Here is a 23,714-nt window from a genome sequence, read left to right on the forward strand (position 1 = left end):
CTCAAACGGTACGTGTCTTTTATCCGGTAAATTTTAATATATCGCGCCAATGTTGCTGTTATACGTTTTCCAGTCGCTGCGATTGATGACCGACAGTCAAGCCCGAAGCTTGAGCTTCAGGTGTCCGGGAAACCGGCGGACGGTTCTCCCAGCATTCGACGCCTTCTAACCCCTCAATGCTGTCCTTGTAAAACACCGGATCAAGTCCGGCCTTCTTCTGTTTCATGTAGTCCTGCAACGCTGCAAAAGCAATTTTGGACAGCCAAAGGATCGCAATCAAGTTAACGATAACCATCAGGCCCATAAATAGATCGGCCAAGTCCCACACCAATTGCACCTTCGCGACCGAACCGAAGACGACCATGGCGATCGCGCCGAGCCGGTAGATCAGCAGCCATTTTTTGCTGGTGCTTAAAAATTGAATATTCGTTTCCCCATAATAATAGTTGCCAATGAGCGCACCAAAGGCAAACAGGAACACAAATATCGCAAGACAGCCGGATGCCCAAGAGCCGATGTGCTCGCTTAATGCCGCTTGGGTCAGCGCAATGCCGCTAAGCTCCGGTTGTTTGTAGGCATCGGAGAGCAAAATAATAAACGCCGTGCTTGTACAGACGATCAGAGTATCCGTTAATACGCCAAAGGCTTGAATCAGTCCTTGCTTCACCGGGTGACTTGTGGTTGCCGTTGCGGCGACATTCGGAGCGCTACCCATACCGGCTTCGTTCGAGAATAAGCCCCGCTTCGTTCCGTTCATAAGCGCAGCGCCGATGGAGCCGCCTGCAATTTGCTGAAATCCGAACGCGTTTTTAACAATAAGCGAAAGCACTTCCGGCATTTTGGTGATGTTGATCAGCACGACAAACAATGCAACGCCAATGTACAGTACGGCCAAAATCATAACCTTATATTCAGCCATTTTGGCAATGCGCTTTACACCGCCGAAAATAATGACGGCAAACGCAATGGTCATAATAATTCCCATCGTCAACCGGTTCGTGCCGAAGGAGTTCTCAAAGGCAATGGTAACCGTATTGGATTGCACGGAATTGAAAATAAAACCGAACGTAATGGTAATCAAAATGGCGAAGAAAACGCCCATCCAACGCTGTTTCAAGCCTTTCTCCATATAATAGGACGGGCCGCCGCGGAAGCCAAGCTTATCTTTCGTTTTATAGACCTGCGCCAACGTGCTTTCAACAAAGCTGGATGCCGAACTGATGATGGCAATAATCCACATCCAGAAGACCGCCCCCGGACCGCCTAACGCTATGGCAATGGCAATCCCCGTAATGTTGCCCGTTCCCACGCGGGCGGCCATCCCAATGGCGAACGCCTGAAAGGGGGAAATATCGTCTTTGGAGGAGCCGGACTTCCCTTCCTTTAAAACGCGAACCATCTCTTTCAGCATGCGGACCTGCAGGAATTTCAATTTGAACGTGAAATAAAGTCCCGCGGCAACAAGCAGCACAATCAATAATTTACCCCAGAAAAATTCGTTGATTTCGCCAACAATACTCTGCAGCAATTCTTGCATACCTTCACCCCATAGTTAATAATATGTTTAAAAAATGCTCAGATCCCAATTTTGCGCAATGTGCTGCAAAAGCTTCACGCCGGCCACGCTATTGCCATGGCCGTCAATCGCCGGCCCGTAAATACCGATGCCGCAGCCGGCCCGAAACAACGCTTCCGGCCGGCTTCGTGGGGGCACCAGCGCCATAATTCCGCCGGACACTCCGCTCTTTGCCGGCAATCCGACGAACGCGGCGAATTTCCCCGAGGCATTGTACATGCCGCAAGTGAGCATCAAGCTTTTGGTTAATCTGGCGATGTCCTTGGGAATCAGTTGTTTTTTGGAGACCGGATGGCAGCCGTCCAAGGCCAGAATCAATCCGATCATGGCAATGTCTTGAATATCCGTTTCGATCGAGCATTGCTTAAAATACACTTCCAAAGCATGCTCAACCTCCACCTCCAAATAGCCTGTCTCGCTCAAATAGTAGGCCAAAGCCCGATTGCGGTGACCCGTTTTGCACTCGGATTGAAATACTTCTTCATTCACCGTCGGACGTTTGCCCAGCATGTTTTCCAGCAGGCTGCAAAAAGAATCCATCTTCCGCTGCGGCGATTCGCCGGGAAGCAGAGAAGCTATGGTAATGGCGCCGGCGTTTATCATCGGATTAAACGGCTTCCCCGGCTTATGCAGCTCCAACCGAAGCATCGAGTTGAAAGGATTCCAGTCGGCTCTAGATCAACCCTCTCCAAGACGTAGGGAATGCCCCGATGCAGACAGGCCGCGATAAAGCTGATCACTTTGGAGATGCTTTGCATCGTGAAAGAAACGCTGGAATCGCCCGAAGTGGCGGCGATCCCTTCCGGCCCTGCGATACAGATGCCCAAATGGGACGGATTGGCTCTTGCCAATGCGGGAATATATGCCGCACATTGCCCTTCCGCAGCAAAAGAGCGGTAATGGTTCACCCATTCATCCAGGCGATCCAAGTGTTGGCGCTCCGTTTGAGCTTCATACGATCTTGCGATATCTCCAATCATATGCATTTCCCCGTTCCAACTGTGGCTTATATGCGAAAACGCTTTCAACGTTTTTTCAAAACTGTGATTTATTTTACTTTTCGCACTACAAAATAAAACGGGAAACTACAGCGCACGATAAATTATCTTTTGGGAGGGGAGGAAAAGTTTTCAATGCCGGAATGTATCGAAGGCGTTCATCCGCACTAAACAGGGGACATTGTGACAGAGGAATGGGAAGAGAAGCAGACAATCCAGGTACGACAAATAGACGCAGTCCGCTCCTCGCGAATGCGCCTATCTTTTAAATTGAAAACCTATACATTTACATTTTTGAGCTTTTTCGGGGTATAATAGATTTCAATAAGTACACAAGCCATGCAAGAAGGATATTTGACACCGTGTAGCGCCAAGGAATAATCGCAAGCTGATTCTCTCATTCCAAGGAGGAGCCGTCCCATGTCAGACTATCAAATCCGCTTATTGAAAGCGTTCTCCCTGCTGCTGTTTCTTCTATTAGTAATGGGGATCGAATATTACACCCAGCTTCACGGTTGAACAGGCTCCTTCTGCTCGTCTGTCCCGCTTCGCTTACGGTCGCGGAGCTGCTCCGTCAGCTTCCGTCCCGTCGGCGTCTGCGCCAGTCCGCCAAGCGCCGTCTCCCGATGCTCGCGCGGCATCGCCCGGCCGACCGACAGCATGACGCCGATCACTTCGTCCGACGGAATGACGCTGCGCACGCCGGCCAGCGCCATGTCGGCAGCGGCGAGCGCATTAACGGCGCCGAGCCCGTTGCGCACGATGCATGGAATTTCCACGAGTCCAGCAACCGGATCGCAGATGAGGCCGAGCGTATTTTTCAGCGCCAAGCCGACCGCATGCATCGCCTGTTCCGGGCTGCCGCCGCGCATTTCGACCAGCGCGCCCGCCGCCATCCCGATGGCGGAGCCGACCTCGGCCTGGCAGCCGCCCTCCGCGCCGGAAATGGACGAGTTGTTGGCGATGACATATCCAATCGCTCCCGCGCAAAACAGTCCTTCAACCAGCTTCTCGTCCGGCCAGCCGAACCGCTCCTGCGAGCTGACGAATACGCCGGGGATAATGCCGCAGGAGCCCGCCGTCGGCGTCGCCACCACGCGGCCCATCGAAGCGTTCACTTCCGATACGGCAAGCGCATAAGCCATTGCCGTGCACGCTTCCCCGCCGGAGGAAGGATCGCCGCTCGCCGCGAAGGAAGCGACCCGACTGGCGTCGCCGCCCGTCAGTCCGCTCCGCGAAGCCGTTGGCTGTTCGATACCTCGCCGCACCGCTTCTTTCATCGTTTGGTAATACTCTGCCATCTGGCGGATGACCTTCTCCCTCGTCTCGCCGGTTTCTTTCACCTGCTCCTCAATCATGAGGCGTGCGACCGTCGTCGATTCCGAGCGGCATAGTTCGGCCAGCTGCCGCAGCGTTTGAAATCTCATGCTCTTCCGCTCCTTTGTGCCAAATCGATGATCGTCGCGTCCGTCACGTCCGGCAGCAGGCGAATGGACTCCAGCATGCCCTCCGGCGGAGCCGAATCCATCTCGATAACCGTCATCGCTTCGCCTTGACGACCCTTGCGGTCGACATCCATAAACCCGATATTGACTCCCGCCTCGCTGACGACCTTCGTAATCGAGGCGAGAATTCCCGTACGGTCCGAATGCTTAATCACCAGCATCGGGTATTGCCCTGTGCAGCTGACATCAAAGCCGTTCAGCGAATGAATCTCAATATTGCCCCCGCCGATGGAAGCGCCCAATACCTCCGCATAGCGATCGCCCGCCCATAGCTCGATTTTGGCCGAGTTCGGATGAGGCGCGGCTCCGGTACTCGGCTCGAACGTAATCTCCATGCCGAGCGCCCGGGCTTCCTCCAGCACATGCGGAATGCGGGGATCGTCCGTATCGTAGTCGAGCAGCCCTCCGGCGATTGCCAGATCCGTGCCGTGGCCCCAGTACGTCTCCGCGAACGATTCGTACAGGAGCACGCGGGCCTTTTCCGGCATGCAGCCGAGCAGCTGCCGCGCCACACGGCCGATGCGAACCGCACCGGCCGTGTGGGAGCTGGACGGACCGACCATCGCCGGTCCGATAATCGTAAATACATGCTTAAAGCGCATTGGACATACCTTCTTTCAACGGTTCGTCCGCTTTGACCGCCGGTTTTTGTTCAAACGATTCTGCCCGCTTTGCCGGTTGGTTAGTCCTGGCTTGCGACGAATTCGCCGTAGGCTTCGGCGGTAAGCAAGCTCTCCAGCGCTTGGCCGATCTCCCCGTCGATTTCCACTTCCACGATCCAACCGGCTCCGTACGGCTCGCCGTTGACCAGCTCCGGCGAATCGAGCAGCGCTTCGTTCACCTTCGTCACCGTCCCCGCGACCGGGCTGAACAGATCGGATACCGTCTTGACGGATTCGATGGTCCCCATCGGCGCATGCGCCTCCAGCTTGGCCCCGAGCTTCGGCAGCTCAACGAACACAATGTCCCCAAGCTGATGCTGGGCAAAATCCGTAATGCCGATCCGCACGGACGTCGCCCCGATCTTTTCAGCCCATTCATGCTCTTCCGTATAACGCAATCCCGCTTTCACTTCACTCATCGTCAGCACCCTTTTCTCCTGGAATAAATAGATCCCTATCGCTTGAAAACGCGGGCAGCAGCATGACGGCAGCTCTGCCCTATCGTGTTTCCGCTCCGCCTTGCTTGCCGTCCGGCAAAGCGGCTTGCTTTCCCTTAGCGTATCCGCCAATACCGGCGCTTTATCCGTGTCTGCCGAAATGCCAGCCGCGCCATGACCGGGTGAAGCGCTTCCACTCAGATTGTCCGGCTGCGTCTGCTTGCCCGCAGACGCCAAAAAAGGACAGGAAAAGGCATCTCGCCTTGTTCTCTGTCCTGGGTACCTGAGAGTTTAGGGCCGCTCGTCGCGCCGTTACCCCTTTGGTGGCTTACGCTCTCTCCAGAGGCGCGTCGGATGGCGGTACGTTTACCTGAGAGATTAATCGCCATTCGGCAGGTTTGGCGACTTGCTCCTTCGGTGCCTTGCGCGGGCTTATCGCAGCCGCTCCGGTCTCTCCCAACCATCGTCATTCGCTGTATTCACATCTCCTTCAAGAGTAATTCAACCGGATAGGGATGTCAAGAATCCGCATCAAAATCTTGCCTAACGTTTGCGGTTGACACAGGCCTGCTCTTTAGAGTATTAATGAATATAGAGCTATACAACCGAATAACGCGGATGAACGTAAAGGGAGAGATTACCGGAACGTACGGTAGCGCCGAAGGAGTAAGCCCGTCGAGCCGGGTGAATCTCTCAGGCAAAAGGACCTTTACCGGACGCACCTCTGGAGAGTACCCTCCTTGCTTTAAGCAAGCTCAGGGTCACCCAAGGGGAAACTTGTACGGCCGCTTCCATCCCGGAAGACGGCGGCAAGGTAACTCTCAGGTACAAAGGACAGAGCGAAAGGACAGCGCAGGCATGCGATTTTGGCATGCTTGTCTGCCTTTTCGTCCTGTCCTTTTTTGGCTTGAAGCGCATTGCAATCCCATACCACAACCGAGGTGATTCAATTGAATCCGTCATTGAAAAGAACGCCGCTATTCCCTTTATATGCCGAGTTCCCCGGTGTCCGCTGCATCGACTTCGGCGGCTGGGAGCTGCCGGTCCAATTCACCGGCATCGGGCGCGAGCACGAAGCGGTACGGCAGCAGGCCGGCCTGTTCGACGTATCTCACATGGGCGAATTTCTCGTGACCGGCACCTTCGCGGAGGCGTTCCTCCAGCGAGTCACGACGAATGATGTCTCGCGGCTTGCCGACGGCCAAGCGCAGTATACGCTGATGTGCTATGAGGACGGGGGCGTCGTCGACGATCTGCTCGTCTACCGGCTGTCGGCCGATCAATTTATGCTCGTCGTCAACGCCTCCAATATCGACAAGGACTTCCGCTGGCTGGAATCGCACCTGCTTGGCGATGTCTCCTTGGAGAACAAGTCGGATTCAACGGCGCTCCTGGCGCTGCAAGGTCCGAACGCGCAAGCGATTGCCGCCCGCGTCACAGACGCTGATTTGAATGCGCTCTCACCTTTCCATTTTATTCCTGAATCCAAGGTATGCGGCGTTTCCGCGCTCGTCTCCCGCTCCGGCTACACCGGTGAAGACGGCTTCGAGTTTTATGTCGCCGCAGACGACGCCCCCACGCTGTGGAAAGGACTGATGGAAGCGGGCGAACCGCTCGGCCTGACGCCTGCCGGACTCGGCGCGCGGGATACGCTGCGGTTTGAGGCCAAGCTGCCGCTGTACGGGCAGGAGCTTTCCGACAAAATTACGCCGCTGGAGGCGGGCCTCGGCTTCTTCGTCAAGCTGACGAAGGAAGACTTTATCGGCCGGGACACGCTGCTCCGCCAGAAGGAAGAAGGCGTGCCTCGCAAGCTCGTCGGCATTGAGATGATCGACCGCGGAATCCCTCGCTCCCACTATCCCGTCTATGCCGGCGACCGGCAGATCGGCGAAGTGACCACCGGGACGCAGTCTCCTACGCTTAAGCGAAATCTCGGTCTGGCGCTGGTTCAAGCGGAATATGGCGAGCTGGGCACCGAAGTGGAAGTGGAAATCCGAGGCAACCGGTTGAAGGCCGTTGTCGTCAAAGCGCCGTTTTATCGGCGAAATGTAAAATCCTAACAGAAGCGAGAACCGACAAGGAGTGAAACCCATACGATGAGCGTCAAACACCGGTATTTGCCTATGACCGACCGGGACCGGGCCGATATGCTAAGCACGATCGGCGTCGACTCGGTCGAAGAGCTGTTTCGAGATATTCCCGAACCGATCCGCTACCGCGGCACGCTTCCGATGTCCGGCGCGCTGGACGAAATCTCGCTGCTGAAGCATATGAAGCAGCTCGCTTCGCGCAATGCGGATACGAGCCAATACGCCAGCTTTCTGGGCGCGGGACTGTACGATCATCACGTGCCCGTCGTCATCAATCATATGATTTCCCGTTCGGAATTTTATACGGCCTATACGCCGTATCAGCCGGAAATCAGCCAAGGGGAGCTGCAGGCGATTTTCGAATTCCAATCGTATATCTGCGAGCTGACCGGCATGAAGGTCGCCAACGCCAGCATGTACGACGGAGCGACGGCGCTGGCCGAAGCGGGCGCTCTCGCCAGCGGAGCCACGCAGCGGAAGCAGATCGTCATCTCTCGGACCGTCCATCCCGAAGCGCGCGAAATTATGCGCACGACGGCGCGCGGCCTGAACCTGAGCGTGGTGGAAGTCGACTATGCGGACGGCGTAACCGATCTGGAGCAGCTGAAAGCCGCGGTGAGCGACGATACCGCCGCCGTCATCGTGCAGTCGCCGAACTTCTTCGGCTGCATTGAGGATCTGGCGGCGATCGAACCGATCGCTCACAGCCGCAAATCGCTGTTCGTCGTCAGCACGAATCCGATGTCGCTCGGACTGCTGGAAGCGCCAGGCAAGCTTGGCGCAGACATCGTTGTGGGTGATGCCCAGCCGCTCGGCATTCATCCGGCGTTCGGCGGCCCAACCTGCGGATTTTTCGCCGTCTCCGAGCCGCTGATGCGCCGCATGCCAGGCCGGATCGTAGGCCAGACGGTCGACCGCGACGGCAAGCGCGGCTTCGTGCTGACGCTGCAGGCCCGGGAGCAGCACATCCGGCGCGAGAAAGCGACCTCGAACATTTGTTCGAACCAAGCGCTGCTGGCGCTGTGCGCCTCCGTCTACCTGTCCACGATGGGCAAGGAAGGAATCCGCGAAGTGGCAAGCCTGAATCTGCAGAAATCCCATTATGCCGCACGCGAGCTGGCAAAGCTCGAAGGCCCGTCGCTGCCGTTCACGGCGCCTTTCTTCAACGAATTCGTCGTGAGCCTTCCGGCGAACGCGAATATCGCAGACTTGAACAAACAGCTGCTGGAAGCCGGATTTATCGGCGGGCTCGATCTGGGCCGCTATTATCCCGAGCTTCAGAACCATATGCTTGTCGCCGTCACCGAAAAACGGACCAAAGCCGAAATCGACGAATTTGCAGCACGATTGGGGGAACTCGTATGAAACCGGAAAAAGCGCTCATTTTCGAGCTGAGCCAGCCGGGGCGCGTCGCGTACTCGCTGCCCGCCTGCGACGTCCCGGAGACGGAAGCCGCCGAGCTGGTTCCGTCCCACATGCTTCGCAGTGAGCCCGCCGCCCTGCCGGAAGTGTACGAGGTCGACGTGATCCGGCATTACACCGAGCTGTCGCGCCTCAACTTCGGCGTGGACAACGGCTTTTATCCGCTCGGCTCGTGCACGATGAAATACAATCCGAAAATTAACGAAGATACGGCGCGTTTCTCCGGGTTCGCCGGGATTCACCCGTATCAGCCGGAATCCAGCGTTCAAGGGGCGCTGGAGCTGCTGTACACGCTCCAGAACGATCTGGCCGCACTCACCGGGATGGATCAGGTGACGCTGCAGCCGGCCGCAGGAGCGCACGGCGAATGGACGGGACTCATGATGATCCGCGCTTACCACGAAAGCCGGGGCGAGACGCGGACCAAGGTCATCGTGCCGGACTCCTCGCACGGGACGAACCCGGCCAGCGCAACGACGGCCGGCTTCGAGACGCTGACGATCAAGTCGAATGAGCAGGGACTCGTCGATTTGGACGCGCTGCGCGCGGCGGTCGGTTCCGACACGGCCGCGCTCATGCTGACGAATCCGAGCACGCTCGGCTTGTTCGAGGAGCACATCGTGGAGATCGCGGAGATCGTCCACGCCGCAGGCGGGCTGCTCTACTATGACGGAGCCAACTCCAACGCGATCATGGGCATTACGCGCCCCGGCGACATGGGCTTCGACGTTGTGCATCTTAACCTGCACAAGACGATGAGCACCCCGCACGGTGGCGGCGGTCCGGGCGCAGGTCCGGTCGGCGTGAAAAGCAAGCTCATCCCGTTCCTGCCGAAGCCGATCGTAGCCCGCCGCGAGGACGGCACGTTCTACCTCGACTCCGACCGTCCGGACTCGATCGGGCGGGTAAAAGCTTATAACGGCAACTTCGGCATTCTCGTCCGGGCGTATACGTACATCCGCACGTACGGTCCGGAAGGGCTCCGCGAAGTATCCGAATGCGCGGTGCTGAACGCCAACTACATGATGCACCGGCTGGCTCCGTATTACGAGATGCCATATCCGGGCGTCTGCAAGCACGAGTTCGTCATGTCCGGACGCGGCCTCAAAAAGTACGGCGTGCGTACGCTCGACGTCGCCAAGCGCCTGCTCGATTTCGGCTATCATCCGCCGACCATCTACTTCCCGCTCAACGTCGAGGAATGCATCATGATCGAGCCGACGGAGACGGAAAGCAAGGAGACGCTCGATGCGTTTGTCGATACGATGATCCGGATCGCCAAGGAAGCCGAAGAGCAGCCGGATCTGCTGCTGAACGCTCCGTACACGACCGTCGTCCGACGGCTCGATGAAACGCTGGCCGCCCGCAAGCCGGTGCTGAACTGCACCTGCGGGTAAAGCCAGAGCTTTAAATATATCGCGGTCAGATAACCCGGTATTCAGCCGGAGCCACTGACACTCACACTAAATAAACAATCGAAACCCCGTCCGCCTGCGCAGGTCCGTTTAGGATCTGCCTCAGGCGGACGGGGTTTTAACATACGTGAAGCCCTTTGCTTGACATTCGGGCTGTTTTTTTAATTTTTTATGTAGCGATGGATCGTCATACTTTTGTAACAACTTTCCTGTAAATTATCGTCGTCGATACAAAACGGATCAGACTCTAAGGTAACTCGCCTATTATTTTGTCCGTTTTTTTGAACAAGCATAGTTTCGAAAAAATTTTTATCCGCAATGATACTATTTGTATCTATGAAAAACCAATTAAGGAGGGAACTATGCTTATGACCAGCTTAGGGCAGCGGATTTTAGCGGCATGCCGGCACCCCCTGGTCCAATGGCCGATTCGAACCGCCTATTATTTGTTTATTTTGATCGCCTTGCTGTGGATCTATGGGACGGTTGATCAAAGTCCCGCCACCACCTTTGTTTACAATGAATTTTAAGAGGAGACCGAACATGACGATATTCGATTGGATCGAACGTAAGGCACTCCAAGACCCTCAGCATACGGCATTTATCCGTGGGGAGGAAAGGCTCGCTTACGGACAATTATGGAATCAATCGAACGCTCTTGCCAAGTGGATTGTCGATACGATCGGTGCGGATAACCGTCCCATCCTCGTGTACGGACATATGGAGCCGGAGATGCTCGTCTGTTTTCTGGCCTGCGTCAAAGCCGGCCATGCTTATATCCCGGTGGACAGCTCCGTGCCGGAAGCCCGGTTAGCCTCGATCGTGCGCAGCTCGCAAACACCGCTTGTTTTGGCGCCCGGCCTGCTTCCGCCTATCGAGACGGGCAGCGCTGTTGTCGCCGGCCGTTCGGACCGCCATCCATGGCGTTTGGAAGCGATTTTCGCGCAGTACGCCGGTTTGTACCCCGATCCGGAATGCCGGGTTCAAGGCGGGGAAAACTTCTACATCATCTATACTTCGGGAAGCACGGGAGAACCCAAAGGCGTGCAAATTACCCTCGATTGCCTGGAAAGCTTCGTGCGCTGGACTCAGCAGGAGTTTGCTCTGAGAGAAGGCGACGTATTTTTGAATCAGGCGCCGTTTTCCTTCGATCTTTCGGTGATGGACCTGTACCCGTGCCTGACGGGCGGCGGAACGATCTGGGCGCTCGACCGGGAATGGGTTGCGAGCCCTGCGGCGCTGTTCGAGCGCTTGGCCAAGTCCGGTATCTCGGTATGGACCTCGACGCCGTCGTTTGCCGAATTTTGCCTGATGGACAAATCATTTTCGCAGGAACTGCTCCCCAATCTCCATACGTTCCTGTTTTGCGGAGAAATTTTGAGCCGGCGCTGCGTGCAAAAGCTGAAGGAACGGTTCCCGAAAGCCGACGTGTACAACACGTACGGACCGACCGAAGCGACGGTGGCTGTGACTTCCCTCCGCACGGACGAGCGTATTCTGGCGGAATACCCCGCTTTGCCGGTCGGGTACTGCAAGTCGGATTGCCGCATCCGGATCATGGACGAAGCCGGCCAGCCCCTTCCGGACGGGGAAAAGGGCGAGATCTGGATCGTCGGACCGAGCGTCGGACCCGGTTATTTCCAGCGGCCCGAGCTGTCGGAACGCTGCTTTCTTCAGGTCAACGATCCGGAGTTGGGCTTATCCCGGGCTTACCGTACCGGAGACAGCGGATTTTTGCGCAGCGGGCTGCTGTTTTTCGGGGGCCGGCTCGATTTTCAAGTCAAGCTGCACGGATATCGGATTGAGCTGGGGGATATCGAGCATCAGCTTCTCCGGCTCCCGGGGATCAAGAACGCGGTTGTGCTGCCCCATTACAGAGAAGACAAATGCGATTATTTGGCGGCGTTTCTTGTGCCCGAGCAGCACCCGGACGACGAATTTGCGCTGGCGCAGTCGATCCGCAAAGAGCTGGCCTCTTCCTTGCCCGACTACATGATTCCGAAAAAGATCGTGTTTAAAACGTCGCTGCCCATGAACATCAACGGAAAGGCCGATCGCAAACCGCTGCTGAGCGAGGTATAAGATGACGCCGTATACCGACTTTACGTTTTTTCTGCTGGCCGCTATCGCGTTGATCCCGACAATGGTTCTGCTTGCCGCAGGGAGACCAGCCCGATGGTATAACCTTTTCGTCTCGCTGCTGTTTTTGGGCATTATTTTTTACGGGAATGCCGAGGCTCTTCTATTTTTAGGCTGCTACTTGATTTGGCAGTACTTGTTGATTCGGGGCTATTTGGCAGTCAGGAAAAACGGCAAAAGCTTCCCGCTTTTCGCGCTGTCGATCGTTTTATCGGTTGCCCCTCTCATCTGGGTGAAGCTGGTTCCGCTGCTGCAGGTGAAGCATGGAGTCGGGTTTCTCGGCATTTCATATCTGACGTTCAAAGCCGTGCAGATCCTCATCGAGACGCATGACGGGCAGATCAAAGAAGTGAAGCTTCGCGCCTATTTATCGTTTCTCATCTTTTTTCCGACGCTCACTTCGGGCCCGATCGACCGGTATCGGCGGTTTCTCAAGGACGAGGAACAGCCTCCCGATAAAGCGACCTGCAAGGAACTGTTCTACGCAGGCATAAACCGCATTTTCCGCGGCTTTTTGTACAAATTCATTATCGCCTATCTGATCAACGCCTACTGGCTTCATCTGCCCCTGCATCAGACGAAAACGGCATTATCCGCGCTATCGTACATGTACGCTTACAGCTTGTATTTGTTTTTCGATTTCGCCGGGTACAGCGCTTTTGCGGTCGGGCTCAGCTACTTGATGGGCATTCGTACGCCCGAAAACTTCAACAAGCCGTTCCTCAGCCGGAATATCAAAGAGTTCTGGAACCGATGGCATATGAGCCTGTCCTTCTGGTTCCGGGACTATGTATATATGCGGATCGTCTTTTTCCTGACCAAGCGCAAGACGATCGCTGATAAATTCGTCATTTCCGCCCTCGGCTACCTCGCCTTGTTTTTGCTGATGGGCGTTTGGCACGGACTGCAGCTTCATTATATCGTCTACGGCTCATACCATGCGCTGCTCATGATCGGATTCGAATTTTTCGCTCAGAGGAGCGGGTGGGCCGACCGCTGGAAAGCCCGGTTTCCGGTGCATCTGCTTTCGGTTATTGTCACATTCCACTTTGTCTGCTTCGGACTGCTGATTTTCTCGGGATGGCTGTTCTAGCCGTCCCCCTGCCAACGGCCCAATTCCAAAGGAGGATTCCCATGAACATGACAGACTTACAAGAAAAAGTAAACTCGATCCTTACCCATATTTGCAAAACGGACGCTCCGGCGCAAAACCCCGAGCTGGATTTGTTCGCAAACGGTCTGCTCGATTCGTTCGGAGTCGTTGAATTGTTGATCGAGGTCGAAAACCAACTGGGACTTAGCGTGGCGATCACCGATTTTGACCGGGAAACGTGGAGAACGCCGCGGCAGATCGCGAGCCAGCTTGAGGCCCTGCAATGAATCCGCCGAAGTTCGGGCCGATCTATTTGGCTTTGCTCCTGTTCGCGATCCTTTTTTTGTTGCCGGAGCGGTTCTTTGCCTTTCTGGTGACCGATCAGGCGTTGATCAAGATCTCGTCGTCTCCCGAGCTGGACCGGTTTAAAAACGTGATGCTTCAGGAAAAAGCTTTCCGCCAAGAAGGCGTGCTTCCTTTTTACGGCTCCTCCACGCTTGGGTTCATCAATCCGTACCACCCCTCCCAAGTGTTTACGCCCAACCAGTTTACCCCTTATTTGGTCAACTTCGCTGCGGTAACCAATATATTTCATGCGATGAATGTTGCGGCTTTGGGGGATACGCTGGAGCATAAGAAGGTGGTGATCCTGCTGGACACCTCGGATTTCGCCAACCGGAATAAGCCCGATCCGAACGTCTTGAACAACCTTTTCTCGAAGCTTCAAGCCTATCGCATGCTATATGACGATACGATCGATCCGGGTGTGAAGAAGAGAGCATCGGCCCGGTTGCTGACGATAGAAAAAGCGAAGAACGACTGGCTGCTGGCTTCTCTGCTGAAGGAAACGGCGGGCGAGGAAGAGCTCAGCCTCCTTCAATGGTGGAAGAAGCCTCTGGGATACTTGGAGATGAAGCTGCTGGAGAAGCAAGATTTGGTTAAAGCGGCGAGTCTTGTTTGGCACAACAAGGCGCCTATGCCCGAGAACAAGCCTGATCCGGATTGGAAGGCTCTGCGCCTCAAGGCTGAGCAAGAATCGGAGAAGGAAACGAACAACAATCCGTACGGCATCGTCAACGCCACCTATACCAAAGAGGTGGAAAAAAAGCTGGACACCTGGAAAGGCTCCTGGAACCCGGGAAACAATTTTCCATGGGAAACAGCCGAATACGGGGATCTTCAAATACTGCTCGATGAATTAAAAGCTTTTCATGCTGACCCGATTTTTGTGCTGATCCCTCGCAAAGGCGAGTGGAGCGATTACACCGGCTTTACGAAAAAATACCGGAATCTGTTGTACGCGAAAATACACGGGCGGGTGACGGCGGCCGGCTACAAGGTCATCGATTATACGGATAAGGATTACGACAAATATTTTTTGCGGGATCAGTATCATTTGGGGAAACCGGGATGGGTCACGGTAGAGGAAGGTATTCTGAACGAATACCGGCACGCGGGACATTAATCCGTCCAGCCATATGGCGGCGCCAGTCAAACCGTTCCGGAAAGGGCAATTCCAGCAGACTCAGATCTGGGATTGCCCTCTTCTTCTTTTGCCTCAAGATCGAACCCTACCTAATCCCAGTCCATATAAAAGGTCGCCGTCAGTTTGCCGCCGGCGCACTCAGGACAATCCAACCGAACCGTTCTCGGATCGTCCGGCACGGGATGCATTGCTTCCCCGCATTTCCCGCAGGAATAGGCGGTGACAAAATAATCGCAATCCGACTTCATCTCCAGATAAAGCTCATTCCGGAGCGAACGGCATGCCGTACACCGGTACAAGGCGTCATAAGCCGCGTATTGGGTGCTTGGTTCCTTTTCAAACTCGGCGATCCGCTTCTTAAGCGCCGCGTCCTGCACGAATGAAGCAATGGAATGCAGATATACATACATGAATCCGATTCCTACAAAAACGTTCGTATGATATCCGCAATCTGCACAGTCCAATTTATACGCTTCGCCCATCCCTACTCTACTCCCCCTTTCCGGAAAACGAAACCACTCTATTATAGCAAAAAAAGAAAATAACAATATTTTCAAAATAACCCCATTTTTTCATCAACTCGGCATTCAATGCGCGGTAAATACGATATAATAGACAACAAGGTACCGAGATTCCTCTAAAACGGATGTGTAAGGATGCTGCATCTTTTTGTCGATATGCTGGAACGCGTCGGCTTCCTGATTGCGTTAGCGTTCGTCTTCTCGCGGAGCCGGTGGATGCGAAGCTATATGAGCTACCAAGGGGAGCAGGCTCATCAGTGGCGCTTTATCGTCTTTTTCAGCCTGTATGCGATTCTCGGCACGTATTCCGGGGTAACCGTGACCCCATATTCGTACCAGCCCGCGCCATGGATCGGCGAAGTCTCCCCCACAGCCGCCATCGCCAACTCGCGGTCGATCGGGGTCGTTATCGCCGGACTGCTCGGCGGGGTGAAGAGCGGGCTGATCGTCGGCGTCATTGCCGGCCTGCATCGGTACAGCCTCGGCGGCTTCGTCGCCGTCGCCTGTATGCTGGCGCCTGTCGCTCAAGGCATCATGGCGGGATTGTGCCGCAATGCCGTCAAACGGCGGTTCCGGAACGCGGCTTCGGCCAAGCCGGCGTTTGCCGTCGGCCTGATCGCGGAAGCGGTTCAGATGGGTTTGATTTTGCTGCTGGCGAAGCCGTGGAATGAAGCGCTCGGGCTGGTCTCGCTGATCGGGATTCCACAGGTGGTTGCGAACGGGATTGGGGTATCGCTGTTTTTCATCGTGTATCATACGATGGAAAGCGAGGAGGACCGGATCGGGACGGAGCACGCGCGCAAAGCGCTGCATATCGCCGATCTCACGATGCCGCTGTGGCGGTTGGATTTTGACCGGGCGGTCCGGGAAGTTGCAAGAACGCTGCATGAGGAGACGAAGGCCGTCGGCGCTTACTTTTACAAAAACGATATGGTGTGGGCCAAAGCGGGCCGCAAGACGCCGTATTGGGTCGATCTGCCGATGGAAATGCAAAATAAGAAGCTGATCGGCCGCTTCCGGTTGTTTTACGAGCGGAAGCAGGAGGATTCCCCATCCCGGCGACGGATGTTGATAACGCTGGCGAGACTTATTTCGCAGCAGTATGCTTTCGTGGAGGCGGAGCGGCAGGGACAGCTGTTGACCGATGCCGAAATCCGCTCGCTGCAGGCGCAGATGAACCCACACTTTTTATTCAACGTATTGAATACGGTCAAATCGTTCATCCGCACGAAACCGGAGGAAGCGCGTCAGCTCATTACGCACCTGTCCAAATTTCTCCGCAAAAATATGAACGGCAGCAGCAAAACGCTGGTCTCGGTCCGCGACGAGCTTGAGCTTGTTACGTCCTACCTGAGCTTGACCAAGGCGCGGCTCGGCGATCAACTGGAGTTTGTGACGGATATTGACGAGGCGGCGCTGGACTGCCGCATTCCTCCGTTTACGATTCAGCCGCTGGTCGAAAATGCGATTGTGCACGGGCTCCAAAACATCGGCAGACCCGGCATCATCCGCCTCGATGTGAAGCGGGAAGCGGATGGCGGACAATACCGCGCCCGGATTACGGTGGAGGACAACGGCACAGGTATGTGCCTAGGCGTGGCGGAGGTGGCGGACGAACATGCAGGCGTCGCGCTGCGCAACATCGTTCAGCGGCTCAGCTATCATTACGGTACGGAGAAGCCGCTGCAGATCGATAGCACACCGGGAAAAGGCACGAAAGTTAGCTTTTGGGTGAGGTGAATGGAATGGGCTGGAATGTGGTGATTGCCGACGATGAAGCGCCTTCCCGAGAGGAGCTGGCCTATTTGCTGGAGCAGATCGCCGACGTGTCGCAGGTGACGCAGGCGGTCGGCGGAATGGATGCGATCCGCAAGGTGAAGGAGCAGACGCCGGACGTGCTGTTTCTCGATATGGAGATGCCGGACCTCAGCGGATTGCAGGTGGCGCAAATCGTAGGCGAGCTCGACCCGGGGATCAAAATCGTCTTTTCCACCGCTTACGATCATTATGCGGTCGACGCCTTCAAGCTGCGCGCGTTTCATTACATATTGAAGCCGTATGACGAGCACGATCTCGGGGCGGTCTTTCGGGAATTGCAGCTAACCGCGACGAAGAGCCTTGCACCGGATTCGCGCAAGCCCGTGGCGGGAGATGCTTGCGTGAAGCTGGCGCTGGAATTGGACGACGGCATCAAGTACGTATCGCCGAAACATATCGTTTATATCAGCAAGGAAGGCAAGCGGGTTCAAGTCCATACGGCCGACAAGGCTTACGAGGTCTCGTATACCTTGCAAGAGCTGGAACAGAAGCTCGCGCCGTTCGGTTTTTTCCGCTGTCATAAAAGCTACTTGATCCGGCTGGAAGCAATCTCCGAACTGAAGTCGTGGGTCAACGGGGCTTACGACGTACGGCTGGACGATGCGGCGCGGAGCCGCGTTCCCGTGAGCCGGAATTACGTGAAGGAGCTGCGCTTGAAGCTGGAAATCTGACATCTTGAACCAGGTTCCGGACATCATGCGATCCAAGCGGTTTCCCTCGGGCAAAAGAGCGTTTATACTTGGTTTGCAAACGCTGCCAATATGGGGGAAATTAACAGGTGGAGGGAACCGCATGGCTAAAAGCTTGAAATCCATAGGTTTATGGGGACTCGTATCGGTACTCGGCGCCTTCGGATTCGCGACGATTGCGCTGAACCGTGGAGAATCGGTCAACGCCGTTTGGCTGATTGTTGCCGCCGTCTCGTGCTATGCCGTCGCTTACCGCTTCTACAGCAAATTTTTGGCCCGCAAAGTGCTCGGTTTAGACGATAACCGCAAGACGCCGGCCGAAATCAACAATGACGGCAAAGATTACGTGCCGACGAACAAATGGGTCTTGTTCGGGCATCACTTCGCCGCGATCGCCGGCGCAGGGCCGCTCGTCGGTCCGGTGCTTGCGGCGCAGATGGGCTATTTGCCCGGGACGCTTTGGATCGTGATCGGCGTTATTCTCGGCGGAGCCGTGCAGGACTTCGTCATCCTATTCGCCTCGACGAGACGGGGCGGCAAATCGCTCGGAGAAATGATCAAGGACGAAATCGGCCCGACCGCCGGAGCGATCGCGATGGTCGGCATTCTCGCCATCATGGTCATTCTGCTCGCCGTGCTGGCGCTCGTTGTCGTCAAAGCGTTGATCGGCAGCCCTTGGGGGATGTTCACCATCGCAGCCACCATCCCCATCGCCGTCGTGATGGGAATCTACATGCGATTTATTCGTCCCGGTCGGGTCGCCGAAGCTTCGCTGATCGGGCTGGTGCTGCTCCTGGGCTCTCTCGTAGGTGGCAAGTACGTGGCGGAAAGCCCTGTGCTCTCCGGTCTGTTTACGTTTAGCGGCGAGACGATTGCGATCATGCTGATCGTTTACGGCTTCATCGCCTCCGCGCTGCCGGTCTGGCTGCTGCTGGCCCCGCGCGATTACTTGAGCACGTTTCTGAAAATCGGCACGATCGTGGGACTCGCGCTCGGCATCCTATTCGTCATGCCGGATCTGGCGATGCCGTCCACGACGAAATTTATCGACGGCACGGGCCCGGTCTTCGCCGGCAACCTGTTCCCGTTCCTGTTCATTACGATTGCGTGCGGCGCCGTCTCCGGCTTCCATGCGCTGATTTCGTCCGGCACGACGCCGAAAATGCTGGAGCGGGAGACGCACGCCCGGCCGATCGGCTACGGCGCGATGCTAATGGAATCGTTCGTCGCTATCATGGCGCTGATCGCCGCCTGCGTCATTACGCCCGGCGCCTACTTCGCCATTAACTCGCCGGCGGCCGCCATTGGCACCGATGCGGTGAAAGCGGCGGCTACGCTAACGTCATGGGGCTTTACGATTACGCCGGACGATCTGACGAATTTGGCCAAGGACGTCGGCGAATCAACGATTCTTTCACGGACCGGCGGCGCGCCGACGTTCGCGATCGGCATGGCGCATATTTTGTCCGGGGTCATTGGCGGCAAGGCGCTGATGGCGTTCTGGTATCATTTTGCCATCTTGTTCGAGGCCTTGTTTATTTTGACGACGATCGATGCAGGAACCCGGGTAGGCCGGTTTATGATTCAAGAAATTCTCGGCAGCGTCGTCAAGCCGCTCGGCAATACCGAATCGACGCTCGGCAACGTCATCGCTACGGCGCTTTGTGTGGCCGGTTGGGGCTATTTCTTGTACCAAGGCGTTATCGATCCGCTGGGCGGCATCAACTCGCTCTGGGCGCTGTTCGGGATCGCCAATCAGATGCTGGCGGGCATGGCGCTCATTCTCGGCTCGACCATCCTGCTGAAAATGGGCAAGAAAGCGTACGCCTGGGTGACGCTGGTGCCGACAGTCTGGCTGCTAACCATTACGATGACGGCCGGCTGGCAGAAGCTCTTTCATCCCGACGCCAAAATCGGATTTCTGACCCACGCGCAGCAGTACCAGGACGCGATGAACGCCGGGAAGCTGGTCGCTCCGGCCAAAACGGCCGCGCAAATGCAGCAGATCATCACAAACGATTATGTGGATGCGATCCTCTGCGGCGTGTTTATGATCATCGTGCTTGCCATACTCCTCGTATCGCTGCGGACTTGGTACCGCGTGCTGAAGGGCCTGCCCGTCGGGCTGAGCGAAGCGCCTTACGTGGCGCGCGGCGCAGACGGCGTCCGGGAGGTGCCGAAGTATGTTTGAGGCGGTCAAGGACGTGCTCAAGTACCGCAGACAGTTCCTCGACTTGCTCGTCGGGGTGCCGAACTATGAGCGGTACGTCGAGCATCGGAAGGAATGCCATCCGGGCGAGCCGATCCAGACGCGGGAGGAGTTTTTCCGCGAGGCGCAGGAAGCCCGCTACAACGCCAAAGGCGGTAAAGTTTCGCGCTGCTGCTGAGAGCAAACAAAGGCCGGTCCTTAGCGGATCGGCCTTTTTAAATCATTTGCTTCCGTCCTCAGAATTCTCAGGGACCGGCAATGTAAATTCCAGTTCGGGGATATATTGCTTCCCTTGCATACCCCTATCCAAATACGGCTTGACTGTTATTGATTTCGGCTTGGTCCGGAAAGCCTCGTATGTATAAGCAACTTTGCCGTGATTTTCATAGTCTATTCCCCCGCTGAGCCATTTTGGGAAATTGCCCTGATCGTCAACGATATCAAAACGCAATTCTTGCAAGAGGTACTCGTCCGCGATGTTGAGAGTGAGAAGAGTTGTGATCGGCGTCATTTCCATTTTGGCGGCTACTTTCAAGCTCTCGCCATCATAGGTTTTCGTCTCTTCGGATGTGAGTACGGTGTGTCCGGCCATTTTGACGACCGGCACTTTTAATTCAAACGGCTGTTTATACCCTCTTAGCCCCATCTTTACCGTCAAATCGAATTGATCCGGAATATCCCCCGATAACTCGTTAAGCTGCACAAGCACGGATTCGGAAGGCTCGGTGACCATGTCCGTTCCCAAACTAAGGCTGCCATATTTACCAGAAGGCAACCAAACCTGAATATTATCAAAAGATCCCTTCTTCGCCTTATTATTCATGATCGAACGCAAATGATATAGCGCGCCTTTGGTACCTTCCGGAGCCGTTCTTGTTAACTCCAATGCAACTCGTATTCCGTCATAGGATACCTTCGTAGCCGTTATGGTGAAGCCATCATGGCTTGCACTTTCATTTACGGTTGTCGTAAGGCCCTCCTCTTCGGCCTTTTGAAGCCCGAAATCCCCTGCAAGCTTGAAGATGTTCCCTACGATCGGCAATTTATTCAATGATTCGGCCATCGTCGGTGGAATCAGCACCGGACTCAGGATCAATAATCCCAGAATGGCTGCGGCGACGGCAATGACTAACCCTTTCCGAAGCGGCTTCCGCTTTTTTGTTGTTTCACTGGGAAGCTTGTCTGCTTGTTTCTCCATTTCACGGATCATCCTATACGTTTCGTCTAAACGGGAGCGCATCGTTGCCGTGATGTGGTCGGGAAGCTTATTCCTGCATTCGATCAAATTTTTGTCCAGCTCATTGCGTGCCACAGCTCATCTTCCTTTCCGTACCGTTTCCTAACCAAGATAATAACAGCTTTCTTGCCCTGTGCAGACGGGTCTTCACTGCTCCCGTTGATATCCCGAGCACGTCCGCTATTTCGGAGAGCGGGAGATCTTGAAAATAGTGCAGGACAATGACGATTTGCAGGTTCTCATCCAAATGATCCACCATCTCCCGCAAATCGATATTTTCATAATCCATCAAACCCGAAGGCCGGCAGGGAAGCTCGTCGCCCGTCATCAACAGCATCCGCTTCTTCAACAGTTTATTGCACTCGTTAATCAAAATCCGGTAGATCCACGTCTTGAAAAAAGCGGGATCTTTTAACGTATGCAGCGACTTGTAAGCTTTCAGTATCGCCTCTTGTACGACATCGGCACAATCCGCCTCCTGCTTGACGATCACCAAAGCCATTCGGTACAAGGGCAGCTCCAATTCCTTCATCAGATCGATGAATGCTTCGCCGTCCCCTGCTTGCGCTTTGAGGACGTAGTCTTCTTTCAAATCCACCAATACAGCCACCTTTCCATAAAAAACGATCCCTTTTGCAAACTTCTTCTCTCTGTTCAATTATTAGATCTTTCAAATACGGAAAAGGTTACATAAAAAAATAGACCGTCCCAGATAAAGAGATAAAGGTAACGGTCTATTTCAAATCATTTTTTGACAATCGGTTTCTTATTAAAAAAGAGACCGCCAACCGGGCGGGAAAAGTGCCTGATTAATATAGTCCTTAGTTCCTACAAACCCTTGATATACAAGGGTTTGTCCAATTCTCATCTGTTCGCAATCGATCAGGATTTTTCACAAGAAAACATTCCGTCCCCAATTCGTCCCCATTAACGATTTCCGCTAAGTTCACGCTCCTAAAACCCTTATATATCAAGGCATTTCCGCCCATAAACAAAAAAAGAGACCCGCCAACGGGGCGAGTCTTCAAAGGTTTATATATTAAAAAGGGGGTCTTGCTTATTATATTACACCCCTAACATGTTAAATACGTAACAGGAATATTTCATTTGTGTAACAAAATTGTAATCGCTACCATTTCACAAAAATCCTGCTCGCTTTTCCCAAAATGGACTTCCCACTTTCATGCCAAATGCAAAAACTCCCTTACGTCATCCTAAGCGGATCGAATCGTAAGGGAGCCTCCACATTCATTCTAGCTTCTTTCGTGCCAATAGCCCGTGATGCCTTTTTCCATACGAAGCAGCGCTTCGAGGTAGTAATAATCGCCCCAAATCATATAATCGTCCGGCGCCGACCCACCGCGCACGCTGTACGAGCCGTGCTCCAGCAGCCCTTCCGCATCCGGCTGTCCGATCGTGGAATAATTCTCAACCAGCGATTTCATCGAGCGGTGCAGCCCGTCCTCCAGGAAGGCCCGATCGGCATCCTCGGCGTTCAAATGAGACAGAAGCTCAACAAGTCCGGCCGATGCGATCGCGGACGCGGAGCTGTCGCGTTTCGTTTCCGGAGTGACTGGCGCATCAAAGTCCCAGTACACCACATCGTCTTCCGGCAGCCGCTCCAGGAAATAACGCGCCATACGGCGGGACGCTTCCAGATACAGCGGATTTTTCGTATACCTGTAAGACAAGGCGAACCCATAGATGCCCCAAGCTTGTCCCCGGGTCCATGTAGAGGCATCGCGGTAGCCTTGATGCGTCCCCCCGCGAAGCGACTCGCCCGTTTCTTGGTCGAAATAAAACGTATGGTAAGACGAATCGTCCCCGCGGACCAGGAATCGCCGCGATTTGTCGGCGTGCGTAACCGCTACGTCCAAGTACTCCTGGTTGCCCGTCTGCTCGTAAGCCCAGTACAGCAAGGGCAGGTTCATCATGCAGTCGATGATGATGCGTCCGCCGTTCTCCGGATCGCCTTCCGGTCCCCACGCTTGGATGTAACGGCCTTTCGGACGCCAACGCCGCATCATCACATCGGCCGCTTCCAGCGCCAGCTGCTTGGCGGCCGGGTCCCGTTCGATAATCCACTGCGCTTTGGCGGAAAGCGAGTACAAGAACCCGATATCGTGATGGTCCAGCACCCGATGGGCTTCGAGCCGTTTCTTGAAGCTCTCGACCGTCTGAACGGCCGCTTCGCGGAATGCCTCATCCTTGGTATGCTCATAGCAAAGCCACAGCATCCCGGACCAGAAGCCCTCCGTCCAATCGCAATTATCGTTTAAGATATATTTTCCGTTCTCGCTGACATGAGGAAACAGGCTGCCGAATTTACCGATGTTGGCTTTTGTTTTTTGAACCGCGTCTTCAATCGCCTTTTGCCATAAACTCATGAGGATCAAGCTCCTTTTTTCTTGTTGTCG

At 55.1% G+C, this 23,714-nt stretch carries 20 protein-coding genes, 1 pseudogene and 4 riboswitches; of the genes and pseudogenes, 12 read left to right on the forward strand and 9 right to left on the reverse strand.

Annotated elements, in window-relative coordinates; translation table 11 throughout:
- Positions 1 to 58: 58 nt before the first annotated feature.
- The 5 genes and pseudogenes from ET33_RS08515 to gcvH all read right to left on the reverse strand — a co-directional run bounded on the left by ET33_RS08515 (position 59) and on the right by gcvH (position 5,160).
- Positions 59 to 1,537 (reverse strand): alanine/glycine:cation symporter family protein, encoded by a 1,479-nt coding sequence (locus ET33_RS08515; protein ID WP_036679302.1) that lies wholly within the window; start codon positions 1,535 to 1,537, stop codon positions 59 to 61.
- A 27-nt stretch (positions 1,538 to 1,564) separates the two neighbouring features.
- A pseudogene (locus ET33_RS08520) lies at positions 1,565 to 2,544 on the reverse strand (glutaminase).
- Positions 2,545 to 3,083: 539 nt separating this feature from the next.
- Positions 3,084 to 4,001 (reverse strand): L-serine ammonia-lyase, iron-sulfur-dependent, subunit alpha, encoded by a 918-nt coding sequence (sdaAA, locus tag ET33_RS08525; RefSeq protein WP_036679304.1) that lies wholly within the window; start codon positions 3,999 to 4,001, stop codon positions 3,084 to 3,086.
- The gene (sdaAB, locus tag ET33_RS08530; protein WP_036679307.1) at positions 3,998 to 4,681 is read right to left on the reverse strand and encodes an L-serine ammonia-lyase, iron-sulfur-dependent subunit beta; all 684 of its coding nucleotides are present in this window, start codon (positions 4,679 to 4,681) and stop codon (positions 3,998 to 4,000) included. Before sdaAB ends, sdaAA begins: the two co-directional genes overlap by 4 nt.
- Positions 4,682 to 4,761: 80 nt before the next feature.
- Positions 4,762 to 5,160 (reverse strand): glycine cleavage system protein GcvH, encoded by a 399-nt coding sequence (gcvH, locus tag ET33_RS08535; protein WP_036679902.1) that lies wholly within the window; start codon positions 5,158 to 5,160, stop codon positions 4,762 to 4,764.
- Between the two features lie 286 nt (positions 5,161 to 5,446).
- Positions 5,447 to 5,523: riboswitch (glycine riboswitch) on the reverse strand.
- Between the two features lie 4 nt (positions 5,524 to 5,527).
- A riboswitch (glycine riboswitch) is annotated at positions 5,528 to 5,647 on the reverse strand.
- 149 nt (positions 5,648 to 5,796) lie between these two features.
- Positions 5,797 to 5,897: riboswitch (glycine riboswitch) on the forward strand.
- A gap of 3 nt (positions 5,898 to 5,900) precedes the next feature.
- A riboswitch (glycine riboswitch) is annotated at positions 5,901 to 6,018 on the forward strand.
- A gap of 110 nt (positions 6,019 to 6,128) precedes the next feature.
- Here gcvH and gcvT point away from each other — a divergent pair.
- From gcvT to dltD, 8 genes are all read left to right on the forward strand, one after another.
- Positions 6,129 to 7,238 carry a glycine cleavage system aminomethyltransferase GcvT gene (gene gcvT / locus ET33_RS08540; RefSeq protein ID WP_036679309.1) on the forward strand — a complete coding sequence of 370 codons (1,110 nt, stop codon included), beginning with the start codon at positions 6,129 to 6,131 and terminating at the stop codon, positions 7,236 to 7,238.
- Between the two features lie 36 nt (positions 7,239 to 7,274).
- Positions 7,275 to 8,633 (forward strand): aminomethyl-transferring glycine dehydrogenase subunit GcvPA, encoded by a 1,359-nt coding sequence (gcvPA, locus tag ET33_RS08545; RefSeq protein ID WP_036679312.1) that lies wholly within the window; start codon positions 7,275 to 7,277, stop codon positions 8,631 to 8,633.
- Positions 8,630 to 10,087 carry an aminomethyl-transferring glycine dehydrogenase subunit GcvPB gene (gcvPB, locus tag ET33_RS08550; protein ID WP_036679315.1) on the forward strand — a complete coding sequence of 486 codons (1,458 nt, stop codon included), beginning with the start codon at positions 8,630 to 8,632 and terminating at the stop codon, positions 10,085 to 10,087. The genes gcvPA and gcvPB overlap by 4 nt, the downstream gene beginning before the upstream one ends.
- 386 nt (positions 10,088 to 10,473) lie before the next feature.
- Positions 10,474 to 10,635, forward strand: coding sequence for a teichoic acid D-Ala incorporation-associated protein DltX (locus ET33_RS37345; RefSeq protein ID WP_081890252.1), 162 nt, complete (start codon positions 10,474 to 10,476; stop codon positions 10,633 to 10,635).
- Between the two features lie 13 nt (positions 10,636 to 10,648).
- Positions 10,649 to 12,187 (forward strand): D-alanine--poly(phosphoribitol) ligase subunit DltA, encoded by a 1,539-nt coding sequence (gene dltA, locus ET33_RS08555; protein ID WP_036679317.1) that lies wholly within the window; start codon positions 10,649 to 10,651, stop codon positions 12,185 to 12,187.
- Position 12,188: 1 nt separating this feature from the next.
- A complete protein-coding gene (gene dltB, locus ET33_RS08560; protein ID WP_036679319.1) occupies positions 12,189 to 13,337 on the forward strand; it encodes a D-alanyl-lipoteichoic acid biosynthesis protein DltB in 1,149 nt (382 codons plus the stop codon).
- 47 nt (positions 13,338 to 13,384) lie between these two features.
- Positions 13,385 to 13,624 (forward strand): D-alanine--poly(phosphoribitol) ligase subunit DltC, encoded by a 240-nt coding sequence (gene dltC, locus ET33_RS08565; protein ID WP_036679905.1) that lies wholly within the window; start codon positions 13,385 to 13,387, stop codon positions 13,622 to 13,624.
- The gene (gene dltD / locus ET33_RS08570) at positions 13,621 to 14,802 is read left to right on the forward strand and encodes a D-alanyl-lipoteichoic acid biosynthesis protein DltD (protein WP_036679322.1); all 1,182 of its coding nucleotides are present in this window, start codon (positions 13,621 to 13,623) and stop codon (positions 14,800 to 14,802) included. The genes dltC and dltD overlap by 4 nt, the downstream gene beginning before the upstream one ends.
- A gap of 110 nt (positions 14,803 to 14,912) precedes the next feature.
- Here the strand turns inward: dltD and ET33_RS08575 are convergent, their stop codons facing one another.
- The gene (locus ET33_RS08575; RefSeq protein ID WP_235206669.1) at positions 14,913 to 15,233 is read right to left on the reverse strand and encodes an FmdB family zinc ribbon protein; all 321 of its coding nucleotides are present in this window, start codon (positions 15,231 to 15,233) and stop codon (positions 14,913 to 14,915) included.
- Positions 15,234 to 15,479: 246 nt separating this feature from the next.
- On the opposite strand from ET33_RS08575, the gene ET33_RS08580 reads away from it, so the two are divergent.
- The 4 genes from ET33_RS08580 (at position 15,480) to ET33_RS08595 (ending at position 20,238) form a co-directional block, all read left to right on the forward strand.
- Positions 15,480 to 17,084, forward strand: a complete 1,605-nt coding sequence (locus tag ET33_RS08580; RefSeq protein ID WP_036679328.1) for a LytS/YhcK type 5TM receptor domain-containing protein — start codon at positions 15,480 to 15,482, stop codon at positions 17,082 to 17,084.
- A gap of 5 nt (positions 17,085 to 17,089) precedes the next feature.
- Positions 17,090 to 17,833 carry a LytR/AlgR family response regulator transcription factor gene (locus ET33_RS08585; protein ID WP_036679331.1) on the forward strand — a complete coding sequence of 248 codons (744 nt, stop codon included), beginning with the start codon at positions 17,090 to 17,092 and terminating at the stop codon, positions 17,831 to 17,833.
- A 121-nt stretch (positions 17,834 to 17,954) separates the two neighbouring features.
- On the forward strand, positions 17,955 to 20,042 hold the full coding sequence (locus tag ET33_RS08590) for a carbon starvation CstA family protein (RefSeq protein WP_036679336.1): 2,088 nt from the start codon (positions 17,955 to 17,957) through the stop codon (positions 20,040 to 20,042).
- Positions 20,035 to 20,238, forward strand: coding sequence for a YbdD/YjiX family protein (locus ET33_RS08595; protein WP_010493609.1), 204 nt, complete (start codon positions 20,035 to 20,037; stop codon positions 20,236 to 20,238). Before ET33_RS08590 ends, ET33_RS08595 begins: the two co-directional genes overlap by 8 nt.
- 42 nt (positions 20,239 to 20,280) lie before the next feature.
- Here ET33_RS08595 and ET33_RS08600 read toward each other — a convergent pair whose 3' ends face one another.
- The 3 genes from ET33_RS08600 to ET33_RS08610 all read right to left on the reverse strand — a co-directional run bounded on the left by ET33_RS08600 (position 20,281) and on the right by ET33_RS08610 (position 23,684).
- Positions 20,281 to 21,372: a DUF4179 domain-containing protein gene (locus ET33_RS08600; protein WP_036679341.1), complete on the reverse strand. Its 1,092-nt coding sequence runs from the start codon at positions 21,370 to 21,372 to the stop codon at positions 20,281 to 20,283.
- Entirely contained in the window at positions 21,359 to 21,895 is a 537-nt protein-coding gene (locus tag ET33_RS08605; RefSeq protein ID WP_036679907.1) for a sigma-70 family RNA polymerase sigma factor, read from the reverse strand. Before ET33_RS08605 ends, ET33_RS08600 begins: the two co-directional genes overlap by 14 nt.
- A gap of 655 nt (positions 21,896 to 22,550) precedes the next feature.
- Positions 22,551 to 23,684 (reverse strand): glycoside hydrolase family 88 protein, encoded by a 1,134-nt coding sequence (locus ET33_RS08610; protein ID WP_036679343.1) that lies wholly within the window; start codon positions 23,682 to 23,684, stop codon positions 22,551 to 22,553.
- Positions 23,685 to 23,714 lie beyond the last annotated feature (30 nt).

The sequence above is a fragment of the Paenibacillus tyrphae genome, assembly GCF_000722545.1.
In the GTDB taxonomy this organism is placed as follows: Bacteria; Bacillota; Bacilli; order Paenibacillales; family NBRC-103111; genus Paenibacillus_G; species Paenibacillus_G tyrfis.

Bases quoted from the DNA above. Each gene is read 5' to 3' on its own strand.
- gcvH (WP_036679902.1), bottom strand. From the start codon at position 5,160: ATGAGTGAAGTGAAAGCGGGATTGCGTTATACGGAAGAGCATGAATGG.
- dltA (WP_036679317.1), top strand. From the start codon at position 10,649: ATGACGATATTCGATTGGATCGAACGTAAGGCACTCCAAGACCCTCAG.
- ET33_RS08590 (WP_036679336.1), top strand. From the start codon at position 17,955: ATGGCTAAAAGCTTGAAATCCATAGGTTTATGGGGACTCGTATCGGTA.
- gcvPB (WP_036679315.1), top strand. From the start codon at position 8,630: ATGAAACCGGAAAAAGCGCTCATTTTCGAGCTGAGCCAGCCGGGGCGC.
- ET33_RS08595 (WP_010493609.1), top strand. From the start codon at position 20,035: ATGTTTGAGGCGGTCAAGGACGTGCTCAAGTACCGCAGACAGTTCCTC.
- ET33_RS08610 (WP_036679343.1), bottom strand. From the start codon at position 23,684: ATGAGTTTATGGCAAAAGGCGATTGAAGACGCGGTTCAAAAAACAAAA.
- ET33_RS08585 (WP_036679331.1), top strand. From the start codon at position 17,090: ATGGGCTGGAATGTGGTGATTGCCGACGATGAAGCGCCTTCCCGAGAG.
- gcvPA (WP_036679312.1), top strand. From the start codon at position 7,275: ATGAGCGTCAAACACCGGTATTTGCCTATGACCGACCGGGACCGGGCC.
- ET33_RS37345 (WP_081890252.1), top strand. From the start codon at position 10,474: ATGACCAGCTTAGGGCAGCGGATTTTAGCGGCATGCCGGCACCCCCTG.
- ET33_RS08575 (WP_235206669.1), bottom strand. From the start codon at position 15,233: ATGTATGTATATCTGCATTCCATTGCTTCATTCGTGCAGGACGCGGCG.
- dltB (WP_036679319.1), top strand. From the start codon at position 12,189: ATGACGCCGTATACCGACTTTACGTTTTTTCTGCTGGCCGCTATCGCG.
- sdaAB (WP_036679307.1), bottom strand. From the start codon at position 4,681: ATGCGCTTTAAGCATGTATTTACGATTATCGGACCGGCGATGGTCGGT.
- dltD (WP_036679322.1), top strand. From the start codon at position 13,621: ATGAATCCGCCGAAGTTCGGGCCGATCTATTTGGCTTTGCTCCTGTTC.
- sdaAA (WP_036679304.1), bottom strand. From the start codon at position 4,001: ATGAGATTTCAAACGCTGCGGCAGCTGGCCGAACTATGCCGCTCGGAA.
- ET33_RS08515 (WP_036679302.1), bottom strand. From the start codon at position 1,537: ATGCAAGAATTGCTGCAGAGTATTGTTGGCGAAATCAACGAATTTTTC.
- ET33_RS08580 (WP_036679328.1), top strand. From the start codon at position 15,480: ATGCTGCATCTTTTTGTCGATATGCTGGAACGCGTCGGCTTCCTGATT.
- dltC (WP_036679905.1), top strand. From the start codon at position 13,385: ATGACAGACTTACAAGAAAAAGTAAACTCGATCCTTACCCATATTTGC.